The sequence below is a fragment of the Leptospira chreensis genome (genome assembly GCF_016919165.1).
GTDB lineage: Bacteria > Spirochaetota > Leptospiria > Leptospirales > Leptospiraceae > Leptospira_A > Leptospira_A chreensis.
Genome location: NZ_JAFFPS010000071.1, coordinates 78,959 through 93,835, shown reverse-complemented (window position 1 = coordinate 93,835; position 14,877 = coordinate 78,959). Strand labels below are relative to the sequence as shown.

The window sequence follows — 14,877 nt, the reverse complement described above, 5'->3', positions numbered from 1 at the left end:
AATATAAATGTATACTCTGTCAACATAGAAAGTATACATTGTAAACATTTTTAATATGAAACCTGCCAAAAAAAAACAGACCCTCCCCAAACCAAATTCGGCGACTCCCTCGAAATCCAGCACCTACCACCATGGAAATCTTAGAGAAGAGGTTTTAGAACACTCCCGAAAGGTCCTAGAAACCAAAGGAGTCTCCGCCTTGAGTTTGCGTGACATCGCAGGTGACTTGGGTGTGAGCCATACCGCCCCTTATCGCCATTTTCCCAAAAAAATGGACCTCCTCCAAGCCCTCGTAACTGACGGATTTCGGGAACTCACAGAGGGTATGGAGAGAGCCTGGGCCTATTCGGATGATCCTTTGGAAAAAGTAAAAAAGGCCGGTGAAGAGTATATTTCTCTCCTCCTAAAAAATCCAAGAAGATCAGAACTTATGTTTGGTGGTGAGATTTATGTTTCTGGTGATCCGATCTCAGAGGATTTGAGAGAATGCGGAAAGTTAGCCTATTTGGGAATGTATAAAATTGTGGAGTTTGGCCAAAAGTCTTTGAAGTTAAAAAATTCTGTCCCTACAGACACTCTTATGATGAGTTTTTGGAGTGGTGTTCACGGCTTTGCTGTGTTAAACGAACGGAAGTGGAAACAAATCAAATCCAAGGAAGAAGAAGAAATTTTCCGTAAAGAGGTAAATCAGATCTTAGAGATTATCATTGAGGGAACCCGTCTGTAAAATAAATGACACGGTTTGTGACGGTAGTTTCTTCCCCGTTCGATTCAATAATAACTTCCATTTCTACCGGATAATCTTTCAAAACTATGATCAGACCGATTCCAGAATGTTGCGGATCGTTTTCATTGGTTTCTAGTTTTTCCAGATACAAACTTTCCAAATCGTTTGTAGAGAAAATTTCTTTTAAACTGGTTTCGTAAGCTATTACATTTTGTTCATTCGATTGGTTCTGAACTAATATTTCAAAGATTTTGCCTCTATGGATGAGAGAGATGTCAATATCTGCTTTTTTATCATAAGAATATTTTGCAGCATTTTCTAATAATTCATTAAACACGGTGGAGATGGAATTAACGATATCTGAATTTTTCATATCCATCGAATCGGAAGGGATATCGGGTAAAAAAGAAAAACCGTAAAAATAACCAATAAAGTCGGACATGATTCCGATCCGGCGCCAATGCCGCATTAAATCCAAAGGTTTTAATTGGATTTGAATTTTGGAAACGGGTTCTTGTTTGATACTATTTGCAGATTTAAAATTGCCGTACTTTCGCATAGTTCTAGTTCAACTAACGACTGTATATGAGTAGTTTCAATGCCGCAAGCGCTTTTTCTGACTCATTTTGCATTAATCGGCGTTATTCTGCGAAAATTAATCCATTGACCAAGGTAGGATTTTTAATCTTTTTTACGCATGATCATGATGGTAATGTCATCATAAACATCCATTCCATCAATGAAGACGTAGATATCTTTAAAGATGGCGTCTAAAATAGCGTCAGTATTATCAAGTTCTATATGTCTTTCGAGTGATTCGATTAACCTTTGAGATCCGAATTGTTCCCTTTTAGGATTTTCGGCCTCCGTTGCTCCATCTGTATATAATAGGATGATGTCCTTTGGTTGGAGAGGAATTTGTTTTTCATGAATAAAATCGTCAATAGATTCTGTTAAACCAACTAACATACCATTATCGACGGTATCTATAATTTCTGTTTTTTTCAGAGTATGACGATAGACGATAATGGTCTCGTGTTGTCCCACGGTGCTAAACACACCATTTTTATAAGAAAATAAAGACAAGGTAAGGTTCCGAATGTCATTCATTCGAATATGAATATTGGAAAACAATATAGAGTTGATGGAACGAAGGGATTCACGTAAAGAAATTACCGTTGAACGTAAAGTTGTGATAAACGCTGACTGAGTCATAAGCATCACCACTCCGGAAGCAAGCCCGTGGTCTGTTACGTCGCCTATTCCAATATAAACAGTTCCGTCTTCATGGTGGATTACATCGTAATAGTCACCACCCACTTCTTTGGCTGCGTCCATCCGAGCAGAAATTTCTAGTTCTTGGATCTTTTTTAATTCCTCGTTACGAGGAAGCACCATGGCCTGAATCTGTCTTGCTACTTCCAATTCCATTCCGAGATGCATGTTCTCTTCTAAGATGGCTTGTTTTTCTGTACTAAAAATTAAATCTGCTTGTTCATGAGAAGTACGAGATGTATTGCGGATTGCATAAAGTATCAACCCACCTGTGACAATCATGTATGTCAGGATGAGAAAAATTCCCATAGGAATAGCACTGACTAAAAAGAAGGTACTGTTTTCTTCCAGAAAGTTTGGTTTCAGATGGGACGACAACTCGATGAGTTTTGTATTCAAATCGGTCATCTCTGGATAGAAGTAAATGGTTAGAGATGCATACTCAACAATTAGTACAATGACCGCAAAGATGATAGTCTTTGTATTATTCCGTATCGAAGCGAGTGCGATGAGAATGAAGAACACATAGATCATTGGAGCTGCATACACAAGGCTCGGGTTTTTTTGTGCGTTTGCCGTATATCCTATAACGAATGTTAGTAGACTAATCTCTAAAAAGGAAGAAAGGAATTTAAAGATATTAAGATACTTGCCAGATTTTTTTAACGAATAAAGAACAATGAAGTTATAACTGAGTAGAATTAAGATGGCGGAAATTTGGTAATAAAACTCAACAATAGGACGGCCAGAAAGCAGTCCCAAAGTGGAAAAGATAAAGATCATTCCAAGGAAGAAGAATCGGAACTTGGTCGCGAAAGTTTCTGCCCGGAATTCCCCTTGGTAGGCAATCTCTTTTAGTTGTTTCTTGTAGTAGTCGGATAGGACGAATCGATTTGCGTTAGCGGGAGATTGCGGCATAGAGTAAGGTTTTCTTTCGTTATATTTCGCGCAAAAAAAAATTGCGGAACATTGATTATAACATTATACATCTTGCATAAATTGCAAATGATTTTTCCTTTTTTAAAGAGGAGGGTTGGGGGCCTGTGATTTTAAGAGATTTCTAAAACCACTTGGTCCCAAAGTTTTTTGAAATTGGATAGAGATTTCGACTGCCAAGAAATGTTGGTGGATCCTTGGATTTTGATTTGGTAAGCTGCCGTTTTTCTTGAATCAATAATAAACATGGATAGGGTAGTGATCCCTGAGCTGTTTACAAATTGTAAATCTCTGAAGTCCAAGGTCAGTGCGGATCCTTGGCTAAGTTTGGCTGCGTCTCTTAAAAATAATTTTATAGGTTCATAAGCGGGTAAGTTCTGCAATCGGATGGAGCCTACGAATTTGACAGTCTTAGTGGCTTCGTTGTATTGTATATTGTAATCTAAGTCTTTGATTTCCATGAAGCTTCGCCTATTATATCTCTTCTACGTTAATAATTGCTCTTACTGTGATTTCATGAGTATCGACATCGATCTCATGGAAACTATAACCAAAACGGACAGGGTAGTCCTTTAAGATCATAAGAAGGCCCAATCCCGATTTAGTTTCTCCATCTTCTTTGGCTTCGAGTGTAGAAAAATACATTTCCTCGACGTTCCCAGACTGGAGTTTGTTTACAAAAAGCTCAAAACTATCTCGTAAGGTTTTTGACGCCACATTTAAAACATCAATTCTTAAAAGATTTCCGTATTGTTTTAATTCTACGTTGATCCTGCCTTGTCTTGCTTTCGAAAACTTAGAGGCATTTTCAAGAAGTTCGTTAATGATCGTCGATAGGGAGTTAGCTTTCGATTCACTAGCTTCATAACAGTACGAATAAAATCCGGCAACAAAATTTGCAGTAAGTCCACACCGTCTCCAGTACGAAGTCATATCAATTGGTTGGAAGATCAATCGAAGTTGGCCATCAGCAGGCAAATTTTCTGGAATGGTATGGTATTCCCCAATAATAATGGGTCCCTTTTGATTCAATTCTGTCTCCGTTTATTTTTGGATGCGCACCGAGGTGTGGTTCTAAAAAAAAGAACTCTTTTTAAGGATCGGTCAACTGAAATACAGGTCGTTTTTTAATGTTTTTTTAGTAGAACATCGAAGAAGACAAATCAGACATAATGGCAAACCATTATTGAATTTCGCGTGCAACGACTCCATCAATGTCGCTTCCATTATAACTTCCAGGAGGCCAAGGAAAGTTGATTCCTGTGTTTGGATTGTTCACATTGCTTGCGGAGGTAATCTTTAGGAATTTAAAGCCGTTTGCTTTGATATTATTGGCTAAGGTTGTATCACAACCGATATCATTCGGATCGGCTGGGTCTAAATTGTCTAAATCGAAACCATCACCGCCACCTAACAAAAACGAACCACCGGTGTTAATGAAAAGGTCTTCGTTGGAATACGGTTTTGTGGTCATATTGTAATAAACAGGGCGGAGTCCACCGAAACGAGTCCAACTGTCCATTAAGTTGACATTGGCTCCCGAATAACTGGGGTTAAACCCGCAAAAATTCGTTCCATCAATTGAAACTTGAACGACGGAAGGATCCATGGCATAGGTATTGCTATCATCAGAGATGCGGAAACTATTATCATAGATGATAAAGTCTAAGTCAGAGGCATTTTTTACAGTTTTGCCTCCCCAACTGAGAACTATCGTTGCACCGGCTCCAGTGATGTCCAATGCATAGACATCGAGGGAACCTGCCATCTCTCCTGCACCACAAACTCCGTTGATTGCTTTTTTTGGATCGTTAAAACCAGAGATACTGGAGTTTGCACTCACGACGGTTGTAGCAAGATAGATGTCCGTGGGGAGTGTTGCCTTTGGGCAAACACTAGCATTGGAAGCTGCATTCAGTAAAGGTAACAGAGCAGCAAGATTCTCTTCTGCGGAACCAGATGCAGATTTTTTACAAAAGGAAAAGGATACAAATAAGATCAGAAACAAAGGACATAATGTTTTTATTTTGAAATGTTTTTGCATCGCATCTCCCAATTTAGGAATTGATTCCGTAAAGTCCAGTCCAAGTTGTAATTTCTTTTTTTGAAACATCAGTTACATTCATCACTGGAAGTCCCCATCTTTGCAATAGGGACTTCAGTCAACTTCTCGATTAGAAACGATTATATTTTCTTGTCGTATCTTGAGAATGCAGAAGCACCGCAACCGGAGCTACCAGGATTTGTTCTAGTGGATGTATCAGCTTGCGCTTTTGCAACATCGTATGTTTTTCCAAAAGCAACTGTGCATAACCAATAAGAGTTTTCTTTCGCAGTATTTTTAAAATAGAATACTTTGTTGTATTTTCCCTTGTTTGTATCACCAGCAAAACATCCACCGTTGTTTTCAGGGTTTTGAGTGATGAAACTTCCTTCTGCATTGTTAAATTCAATAATGATGTAACAGCTAGAGAAACCACCGAAAGCAGAACTGTCGTCTAGTTGTAATCCGTGAGTGCCGTATTTAGCAGAGAATGTAGTTATGGTATCCAATGTGGTTGCATTTCCAGTGAAACTATTCCAAACACCGTTCAAAGTAAAATCTTTACTTGATTCGGATACTTGACCAGCTAACAATCCCATGAGTAGATTGTTATTTGAATCTGTTTCAGAAACTTGTTTTTCTGTGCTGCAAGCAATGAGTGCGAGCAAAATCAGGGAAAGGGCAGTGGTTTTGAGTGTTCTTTTCATAGAAGTCTCCTAAATAGTTAAAAATTCAGGGAACTCGATTTAGCGATAAACAAACTTTTGTTAGGTCTTTCCTAATTGAAAAATATTGTTTTAGCGCTTGTTTCGGGTGCCCCGATGCCTTCGGGGCCCCTGGATCCAAATGGAGGACATTTGGAATCAGTGTGTAAAGTTCCTTTACCACGAGGTAAACTTTACGGGGAAGATCTGGCTCACCAAACTTTGGTTTGGATTACAGTTGCGGGTCAGCATAGGAATTTCACCTATTTCCTCCCTAAAGGTATTTCCCAGGATTTTGCCAAAGGGGGAATTGTCAAATGTAAAGAATCGTTTTGCCTTTGCAGAAAATCATTACAATTTGATTTTTTTTTAAGATTCTAAGCTTAGAGACAAATTTACGCAGTGAATTTTGCAACCAACTGGGAACAACTAGTTCTAACAGAGTAGAGGGATTATATGTTTTACGTTTTAGGTCGGCTGATCGGTTTTATTTTTATGTGGGCATTTGTAAAACCCATGCGCCAAATTTATGGAAGAAAAAAAGTGAAATTGGAAAACGATCACATCTTACGAGAGTTTAGCGGTAAATCGGTGATTCTCATTGCCAATCATATCAAACCTCGGAATAAATTTTTACGATTCATTACACTTCCTTATGATGCCTTTGTGATTCGTGGAGTTTTGAAACGATATGGAATTTATACAACGGCTCTTGCCAGTATTGATTCCGGTAAAAAACCAAAAGATAGTTTTCAGAAGGCAAAAAAACAAAAAGTGGAACAACTCATCAAAGGGATTGTTACATCGATTGACCTCATCCCTGTGAATCGTAACGAATCAGATCCGCGCACAATGAAAGAAATGAAACAACGGATCGCTAAAGGTAGTTTGGGGATTGGAATTTTCCCGGAAGGTACTTGGTTTCGTGGGTTCCGAAAGTCTCGCAAACTCCATCCCGGTATGGCAGTACTCAGCAAACGTTATGGCCTACCCATCATTCCTATGTTCTTAGATGCTTATAATTTGAATCAACCCATTCGTTTGTCGGTGGGTAATCCCATCCGGGAAGTCAAAGATGCGTCAGAAACCCTTAGTTATATTCGAAGTGAGCTCATTCGGTTAAAAGACAAAGGAACTTCTGTTTTGGTTACTTCCGAAGCGGAAGAAGTTGAAGATGATGAAAATGACGGTTTGGAAATTTCGCCAAGTATTGGTTAGTATACTTTGATACTAAAGTTTTTCTTAAATACTGCAGCACCTATTTATTGTTAGGATACTTTTTACTCAGGAGTTTTTGGAAATAGGAAATCCCTTCTTCAATGGGATTTCCGGAACCTTTTCGTTTACGAAGCATTCCTGTCATATCCAAAACAATCACTCCATACATCCAACTCCACATCATCCGAGCAATGGCAGGATATTCATTTTTAGGATAAGGAATTTCGCCGGACTCAAATCCAATGCGAACCGTTTCTAAAAAGAAACGATAACTTTTTGGCAATTGAGGGAAGGCCTTTCTATGGACGCCACCGTAATCGGTGACAAACATGACTTTGTGTAATTCACGGTTGTTACTGGCGAAGTTAAAATAGGAACGGGCAATGGCGGCCAATTGTTGGAAGGCAAAACCAGATTCTTCTTCAGCACTTGCTTTTTTTAACATGGAGAGGAGTTCATCCTCACCGGATTTGATTAAGTCTTGGACAAGATCGATTTGGCTTTCGTAATACGAATAGGGACTGGCAACACTGCAACCGAGTCTATTGGCGATCTTTCGCATGGAAAGACCTTCCAGCCCTTCTTCCTTTAAAATGAGAAGGGAGACGTTTTTAATTTCCTCGCGAGAGAGGCTATTGCGAATCCGTCTTTGTTTGTTTGAGGCTTCCAACATGGATTTGAATCAATCTGACCTCCATGGTATTCAAATCCATACAAAAATCGAACGTTTTTCTTAAAAAGCAGCGTTGATTTGGGCATAGGCCATATAAGCATCCCTTGCCAGTTGGTTTTTGCCTTGTAAGTAGTTTTGGTTCCATTCAAAGGACTGTGTTGTGGTATTGTATTGGACTTTGCTATTCCGATAGTTACGGACGGAATCTCCTGCGTTCAAATACCCAAATCCCATCCATAAGGAAACAAAATCATTAATTTTCCCGTGCCAAGTTAAATCCACTTCCGTATAAATCCGTTTCCCCAGTGCATAAGGTGATGAATAGGAATTGTTGGAATAGTTTTCCGTACTACCTTTGTCAGCTGATACAGGATAGGGATTTTTTTCACCAAGGGAACTTGTGGAGTTGGCAGCACCACTAATGGCATACCATGCATCTTGTTTTTCTGCTTTATCATTTTGGAAATAAGTAATTTGGAATTCACCAAAGGATTCTGTTTGGTAAGTGATACTGACAGATTTGGAATATAGATTCTGCGCATTGATATTTTCTGAAATTCCGGCCACACTATTAAAATAGGGAATCACTCCAAATCGGGGATTGGCCAATGTTTGGAATGTGGATACAGAAGCATCCGCTCTATTTTTGTCCCCAGAAGCATACAATACCTGACCACCTAATCTTAGTTTTTTGAAAAAAGTATATCCTGTTTGGAAGACATGCATTTGGCCTGTATACCTTTCTCTTTCGGTTCTTGTGTTGTCATATTCGCTAGGAAGGTATTCTTTTAGATAAGGGTCTTGGATTCGTCGTCCACTCGTTCCAGTTTGGAAGGCAGATTCCCAAGTGAAATCCCATGACTTTCCTTCTGGTAAAAAGTTTCCTTTGGTTCTGTTGGTGAGACGAAATCCAGTGGTGATCAAGTTTTGATTTTGTTTACTTCTGTTGGCTGCGAGTGGATCATCATTTGAAGATTCAGGAAGTCCGGTAATTGGATTTACTGGATTTTTTTTCCATTTGCGAACCACACCCAAACTATAAAGATCCAAAGTGAACCAATCAGGAATGGTAAAACTATTATAGGTTCCGAGTAATGTGGTGTCTGTTCCCGTGGCAGCCGAATTGAGTTTGGGATCGTTTGCTGATACCACTCCATTGGTTCCGCTTTGCGTCCAATACGGGCGTGCCATTAGAAAATGGATTTTGAAATTGTCGTAGTTGAACATAAGCCTTGCCCCATCAAAGGAGAGTCCATTGACAGTCCAGTTCCCACCACCGATCATACGTTGGTCACCATAGGCCCAAATTTGTCGTCCAACTTGTAACTTGGAACGTAAAGGAAGTTGATTCAGTGTTAAAAATGCTTCTCTAATTCCTGTTTGGTTTAAGGAGGCGGCATTGGTTTGGTTTTTGGAATAAATGTCTGCTGTGTTGTTAAAAAAATTGGCTCGGATGTCACCGGTAGATGCAGGTGATTCCCCGCCCCAAACACGAGCATCTTGGAGGGTTACTTTGGCTTGTATATAGGGACTGGGATCAAAGATAAAATAAATCGAAGATGTTTGGACGGTTCTATCCGTGTAACCTTTATCAGACGCATTGAAATCCATATTGTATCTGGATTCTTGCCTTGGCCTTAGATACAAACCAAAACGTAATACATCATTTAACCAAAATTGTTGTGAATTTGCTGAATGTTTAGATAGTTCTGGTTCCACAAACATATGGCGATTGTATTCAGGATCAATCCCTTTCTCTTTCATTGAAGAAACGTAAGGTTTGGGAGTTTGAGTGGTTCCTTCAGAACTCGGTGTTTCCATTGGTTCTGCCATCGTAATTGTTAGCGGCAAAAATACCGCTAACAATAGAAAATAGAAATAACCTTTTGATATAGTCATGATGTATCCCCTTTTCTGATAAATGTAAATGTTCCTTTAACTTACGTAGTTCCCGACATTACTTTAAGAATATAAAAGTATAAAGGAATTCCAACGATGATGTTGATAGGAAATACAATCGATAAAGCAACCGTTAAATAGATACTTGGGTTTGCTTCTGGAATGGATTCCTTCATAGCTGCTGGCACTGCAATGTAAGATGCTGAGGCACAGAGAACCACAAACATAAGGGCATCACCAATCGGCATTTGTATGATTTTTGTGAGGAGGATGGAAATGACTACGTTGATCAACATAATGATGAGTGCCGATCCTACAAGAAAGAATCCCACCTTTTTCAATTCACGCATCTGTCTTGCTGCATCGATTCCTTTATCCAATAGAAAGAAGGTGAGTAGACCTTTAAAAATATCTTCTGTGAATGGTTTCGTTGTATTCCATCCAGACTCACCTGATAAATAACCAACAATCAGGGCTCCAATCAGAATATATACAGAAGAACTAAAGAAAGCTTCGTGAAGTAATTGTTTCCACTGGATTTTTTCGTTTAGGTTTTCGTTACTTTTCTTTTTACCCAATCGATCAATGATCACAGCAAGAACGATAGCGGGTGATTCCATAAGAGCCATTCCTGCAACGATGAAACCTTGGTATTCATATCCATAACTATGTAAAAAAGCACCTGCAGTTACAAAGGTCACTGCACTAATGGATCCGAAACTTCCGGCAAGAGCTGCTGAATTTGCATGATCTAGTTTAGCTCTAAAGATAAAGTAAGAGTAGATCGGAACAAAACATGCCATAAACATACAAGCAATGAGTGTCATTAGATGTTCTTCTGCAAAAGGTGATTTGAAAAGTTCATGCCCTCCTTTGAAGCCGATAGAGAATAAAAGATACAAAGAAAGGAATTTGGAGACTCCCTCTGTAATTCGTAGGTCTGATTTGAAAAATACGACACCCATTCCTAAAAAGAAAAAAAGCACCGGTGGGTTGAGAATGTTGTTGAGTGCTGCGTGGAAATCCATAATTTCCCCCCTCTGGTTACCATCATTTTAGACACTCGTTTTGTCCAATATCATAAAATTGGACAAAAAATATTGAGTTTCAAATTTCCATAAATCTCGAAATCGCTTCCTTGATCGCTGAATTTGCAAAGACTGGTGTTTGCGATGAAACGAATGGCTAAAATCATGCTCCTATTGGCAATCCTTGCCGGTTTAGGTGGATGTTTATGGAAGCCTGAGAGTTTCTACGGCCGCAATATCAGCCAAAATGTCCAATTTTTGGTACCTCACCGGACAGAAATTCCAAAAACCTGTAGCCACGAATCTATCCAATCTTTGCGGAATTTTGTCTGGATGGACAACCGCAGTTCCGATTCCTTACGAGGAAAACGAGAATTAGGAGGGCAATGGGTTCGCGTTGAGATCAAAAACGACGTATCGGTAGATACTTATTTCAGCATTCTCATCCAATGGATTAATATTCCCTTTGTCGAACTTTGTTCGGAAGGTGAAAATGGGGAGGTCACCACTTCTTATAGCGGATATGTTTGGGAAGATTGGATGGAAGTCCTTTCCCCTTTCCCACATTTTAATGTTACGCTGAGAGCCAACGAAAGTCGTTATTTTTATATTTATTTAGTTTCTAATGAAGATTTAAATTTCCCGATTCGGACCGTTTCCCATGCAAGTTATCGTTCCATCGTTTTGTTTCGATTTTTGACGTTTTTGTTTTTCACCATGATGGGAATTGTATCCTTTGGTTGGGCAATCTCTGAATATTTAAAATCAAAAGAAAGAGTCTATATTTCGATCTTAGTTCATTTTTTAATGTTTTTCCTTCTCGTGTATTCGGTGCACGGTAAGGAGATTGCCACTATATTCGGAAATTCGAATGATTTAGTTAGGCATTCCTATTATATCTTTTTATCTATTAATCATTTTATATTTTTTCTGTATCTGGCATCTTTCGATCGTTTTGTGGGGAATCGTTTTTCAAATCAGATAGGGTTTTGGGTTTCTGGCTTTGCCGGGTTTCTTTATTTGTTAGTTCCTCTCTATCCGAGAGTGTATGAATTTAGAATCTTTCTAGTATTGTCTATATTTGGAACCGCTGCTTATCATTTATTCAAAACTCATAATTCTTTATTCTCAAAAGAAGAAAGTGATGCGAGGACTTATGTATTTGGTTGGTTCTTTTTCCTTTTTTCCGTCTTCTTAAAGACATTGTTCCACTTTGATTTTTATCCTTACCAACCGTTTTTCATTTATGCTGCTGTATTCTATCTACCCTTTTTGACAGCGGGTTCTTTTTTGTTTTTGCGGAATTATGAAAAACGAGACAAATCAAAAACCAGATTCAGATCTGTTACTACGAAATTAGATAAAACAGAATTTCGAAATAAACTGGAATCGTTGTTAGTTGCTGAAAAAATATATTTGGAACCGGATTGTAATGAAGAACTCATTGCTTCTAAAATGGGACTTTCTTACCACCAGTTAAGTGAGCTGATTAACTCAGAATACAACTTCAACTTTCCATCTTTACTCAACCAATATAGAATTAAAGAAGCTATGGCAATTCTAAATGAACGGCCTGAACTGAATGTAGCTGAGGTTGGAAAACTTTCAGGATTTGGATCCAGGTCGGCGTTTTATTTGGAATTCAAAAAGCAGTCTGGAATCAATCCAAATCAATTTCGGAAAAATAGAAACATATAAATATACAGATAGTTAATTAGATAAAGAGGATGTTCCCTATGGGCAGTAAAGACAACGTAAAAGATTGGTTACCTGGGTTAAAGGAAAATTGGCGATCAGACATTTTGTCTGGTTTTATTGTGTTTCTCATTGCGTTGCCTCTTTGTTTGGGCATCTCACTGGCTTCAGGGGCTCCGCCGATGGCTGGAATTTTTTCCGGGATTGTTGGTGGAATCATCGTTTCTTTGTTAAGCGGATCTCACCTAACAATTAATGGACCAGCAGCAGGACTCATCGCTGTGGTTCTCAATTCGATTATGGTACTTGGTGGTGGGGATGCCAAACTTGGTTTTGAGCTGACCCTTGCGGCCATTGTGATCGCAGGTGCCATTCAAATAGCCCTCGGATTTGTGAAGGCAGGAAATTTAACCGTTTATTTTCCCATCTCTGTTGTACATGGAATGATGGCAGCGATTGGAATTATCATTATTTCCAAACAGTTTTATGTAGCACTGGGAATCACTCCTAAGGCCAAAACGATCGGTGGATTACTTTTAGAAATTCCATTTAGTTTTTCGTTTGTGAATCCGGAAGTGGCCATCATCGGGATCTCGGCGATTGTTATCATTGCCATCTTAGCAAAAATTAAAAACCCTCTCATTAAAAAACTACCAGCACCACTCGTAGCTGTGTTAGTTGGTATTATTCTTGGAGTGGTTTTTGATTTAGCAGATGAACATTCCTATACATTGCTCGATCAAACATATAAAATTGGCCCCGAAAAATTAGTAAACTTACCCGCTCATATTTATGATGGGATTACTTTTCCTAACTTCTCCCGATGGAAGGACGGAATCTTTTGGGTGATGGTCATCACGATTGCTTTGATTGCAAGTATCGAATCTTTGTTAACGGCGACGGCTGTTGATAACACAGATCCGTACCGCCGTAAATCCAATATGGATCGTGAATTGGTAGCAAAAGGTGCCGGTAACTTTTTTCTCGGATGGATTGGAGGTTTACCTATCATCGCAGAGGTGGTTCGTTCTTCAGCCAATATGGAAAATGGTGCCAAAACTCGATGGTCCAATTTCTTTCATGGACTCTTTTTACTCTTTTTCATTTTACTTTTGCCTGGATTGATTCATAGGATTCCTCTCGCGTCACTTGCCGGGATTTTGATTATGGTGGGGATTCGATTGGCTTCTCCTCATGTTTTCAAAGAAACTTATGAAAAAGGTTGGGACCAAATCGTTATCTTTTCAGTGACTGTGATACTTACGATCGTAGAAGATCTGCTAGTTGGTGTTTTCTGTGGTATAGTCACTGCGATTTTGATTCAAATTTATTTTGGAGTTCCTCTTCGATACATCTTTGTTGCCGATATCACTGTAAAGTCTGAAAACAAAGTCCATGAATTGTATGTAAAACATGCTTTGTTATTTTCAAACATGATTTCATTGAAATTAATTTTCAGAAAAATTGCTCCAGGCGAGCGAGTGGATCTTAAGTTTGACAAGAACGTCAAAATGATTGGGTTTTCGGCCATTGAATTTTTGCAAAGTTTCAAGCGGGACTATGAGGAACGAGGTGGGGTCGTGAATTTGATTGGTTTTGAAGATTTAAAACCAATCTCAGCCTACTATGGAGCGACTCGAATCCACAAGTAGTCGATAAAAAAATTCTTGTAACTGAGTGTTTTAAAATCAATATCCTTGTATGCAAAGGATATTGATTTTTTCCCTTCTTTTTCTCCTTCCCATTTTTATCCAAGCAAAAGATGTCCCCACTTTAAAAGCTCGAGTGATGGATGAAACCTGGACTTTGAATGCTGGTTTCGTTTCTGCCCTGGAGAAACAACTTAAAGACCATGAAAATCGAACCAGCAACCAAGTTGTTGTCTTTGTGGTTTCTTCCTTAGAGGGAGAGGTCCTGGAAGAATATTCGCTTAGGGTTGCTGAAACTTGGAAACTAGGGCAAAAGAAAAAAGACAATGGGGTTTTGTTACTCATTGCTTTGGATGATAGGAAGTTGCGAATCGAAGTTGGGTATGGACTCGAGGGAAGTTTAACGGATGTTCTCTGCCATCATATCATAGATGAGGAAATTAAACCTTTTTTTAAAAAGGGAGATTACGAGTCCGGAATTCAAAATGGGGTGAATGCAATCCTCGGTGGAATCGATGGTTCCTATACGGCTCCCCTGCCGGAAGATTTTTCTCATTTAGGTCCATTATCCTTTTTGGGTGAACTATCCGCGGGCCAAGAAGAGATCCCTATACCAATTAAAATTTTTGTCACCGTTTTTGTTTTGTTTGTACTCGGAATTTTTACTTATGTGGCCGCTAACACACCGTATATTGGTTGGTTTCTCTATTTCTTTTTATTTCCTTTTTGGAGTTTGTTTCCCACTGCCATCTATGGGGCCAATATCGGAGCTTCTATATTTTTAATTTATGCTATTGGAGTTGGGATCTATAAACTCTATCATTTGTTAACTCCACATGGACGGAAGCGGATGAAGAAAGGGAGTTTTGGGGGATCATTTGGAAGTTCTAGTGGTGGTTGGTCCAGCAGTGGGAGCTCTCGTTCCGGTGGATTTAGTGGCGGTGGTGGAAGTTTTGGAGGCGGAGGTAGTTCTGGAAGTTGGTAAATTTTTTCAAAAATTTCCAATCTTCGGAACTTTTCTGATCAAAC

The 14,877-nt window shown here is 39.0% G+C and carries 14 protein-coding genes and 1 riboswitch; of the genes, 5 read left to right on the top strand and 9 right to left on the bottom strand.

The genetic code is table 11. The features are described 5' to 3' along the window. The first annotated feature begins 55 nt into the window (after positions 1–55). Entirely contained in the window at positions 56–727 is a 672-nt protein-coding gene (locus tag JWG41_RS18710; protein WP_205271325.1) for a TetR/AcrR family transcriptional regulator, read from the top strand. Here JWG41_RS18710 and JWG41_RS18705 read toward each other — a convergent pair. The 6 genes from JWG41_RS18705 to JWG41_RS18680 form a co-directional block, all read right to left on the bottom strand. Next, positions 705–1,286, bottom strand: a complete 582-nt coding sequence (locus tag JWG41_RS18705) for a slr1658 superfamily regulator (protein WP_205271324.1) — start codon at positions 1,284–1,286, stop codon at positions 705–707. The two genes, JWG41_RS18710 and JWG41_RS18705, sit on opposite strands and share 23 nt — an antisense overlap. Positions 1,287–1,408: 122 nt before the next feature. Continuing rightward, positions 1,409–2,920, bottom strand: coding sequence for a PP2C family protein-serine/threonine phosphatase (locus JWG41_RS18700; protein ID WP_205271323.1), 1,512 nt, complete (start codon positions 2,918–2,920; stop codon positions 1,409–1,411). A gap of 131 nt (positions 2,921–3,051) precedes the next feature. Further along, positions 3,052–3,399 (bottom strand): slr1659 superfamily regulator, encoded by a 348-nt coding sequence (locus tag JWG41_RS18695; RefSeq protein WP_205271322.1) that lies wholly within the window; start codon positions 3,397–3,399, stop codon positions 3,052–3,054. 13 nt (positions 3,400–3,412) lie between these two features. After that, positions 3,413–3,970, bottom strand: a complete 558-nt coding sequence (locus JWG41_RS18690; RefSeq protein WP_205271321.1) for a slr1658 superfamily regulator — start codon at positions 3,968–3,970, stop codon at positions 3,413–3,415. A 151-nt stretch (positions 3,971–4,121) separates the two neighbouring features. After that, a complete protein-coding gene (locus tag JWG41_RS18685; RefSeq protein ID WP_205271427.1) occupies positions 4,122–4,982 on the bottom strand; it encodes an LIC_13355 family lipoprotein in 861 nt (286 codons plus the stop codon). A 140-nt stretch (positions 4,983–5,122) separates the two neighbouring features. Beyond that, positions 5,123–5,689 carry a hypothetical protein gene (locus JWG41_RS18680; RefSeq protein ID WP_205271320.1) on the bottom strand — a complete coding sequence of 189 codons (567 nt, stop codon included), beginning with the start codon at positions 5,687–5,689 and terminating at the stop codon, positions 5,123–5,125. 179 nt (positions 5,690–5,868) lie between these two features. Further along, a riboswitch (cobalamin riboswitch) is annotated at positions 5,869–5,993 on the bottom strand. 149 nt (positions 5,994–6,142) lie between these two features. Between JWG41_RS18680 and JWG41_RS18675 the strand changes: the two genes are divergently transcribed. After that, positions 6,143–6,904, top strand: coding sequence for a lysophospholipid acyltransferase family protein (locus tag JWG41_RS18675; protein ID WP_205271319.1), 762 nt, complete (start codon positions 6,143–6,145; stop codon positions 6,902–6,904). 40 nt (positions 6,905–6,944) lie between these two features. On the opposite strand, the gene JWG41_RS18670 is transcribed toward JWG41_RS18675, so the two are convergent. From JWG41_RS18670 to JWG41_RS18660, 3 genes are read right to left on the bottom strand one after another with little or no spacing between them, the layout of a single operon-like run. Continuing rightward, positions 6,945–7,577 carry a TetR/AcrR family transcriptional regulator gene (locus tag JWG41_RS18670; RefSeq protein ID WP_205271318.1) on the bottom strand — a complete coding sequence of 211 codons (633 nt, stop codon included), beginning with the start codon at positions 7,575–7,577 and terminating at the stop codon, positions 6,945–6,947. A gap of 60 nt (positions 7,578–7,637) precedes the next feature. Next, positions 7,638–9,476, bottom strand: coding sequence for an alginate export family protein (locus tag JWG41_RS18665; protein ID WP_205271317.1), 1,839 nt, complete (start codon positions 9,474–9,476; stop codon positions 7,638–7,640). 41 nt (positions 9,477–9,517) lie between these two features. Then, entirely contained in the window at positions 9,518–10,504 is a 987-nt protein-coding gene (locus tag JWG41_RS18660; RefSeq protein WP_205271316.1) for a sodium-dependent bicarbonate transport family permease, read from the bottom strand. 144 nt (positions 10,505–10,648) lie between these two features. Between JWG41_RS18660 and JWG41_RS18655 the strand changes: the two genes are divergently transcribed. From JWG41_RS18655 to JWG41_RS18645, 3 genes are all read left to right on the top strand, one after another. Beyond that, positions 10,649–12,202 (top strand): helix-turn-helix domain-containing protein, encoded by a 1,554-nt coding sequence (locus JWG41_RS18655; protein WP_205271315.1) that lies wholly within the window; start codon positions 10,649–10,651, stop codon positions 12,200–12,202. A gap of 38 nt (positions 12,203–12,240) precedes the next feature. Beyond that, a complete protein-coding gene (locus JWG41_RS18650) occupies positions 12,241–13,851 on the top strand; it encodes a SulP family inorganic anion transporter (RefSeq protein WP_205271314.1) in 1,611 nt (536 codons plus the stop codon). Positions 13,852–13,912: 61 nt separating this feature from the next. Next, positions 13,913–14,833, top strand: coding sequence for a TPM domain-containing protein (locus JWG41_RS18645; RefSeq protein WP_232374113.1), 921 nt, complete (start codon positions 13,913–13,915; stop codon positions 14,831–14,833). The last annotated feature ends 44 nt before the right edge of the window (positions 14,834–14,877 follow it).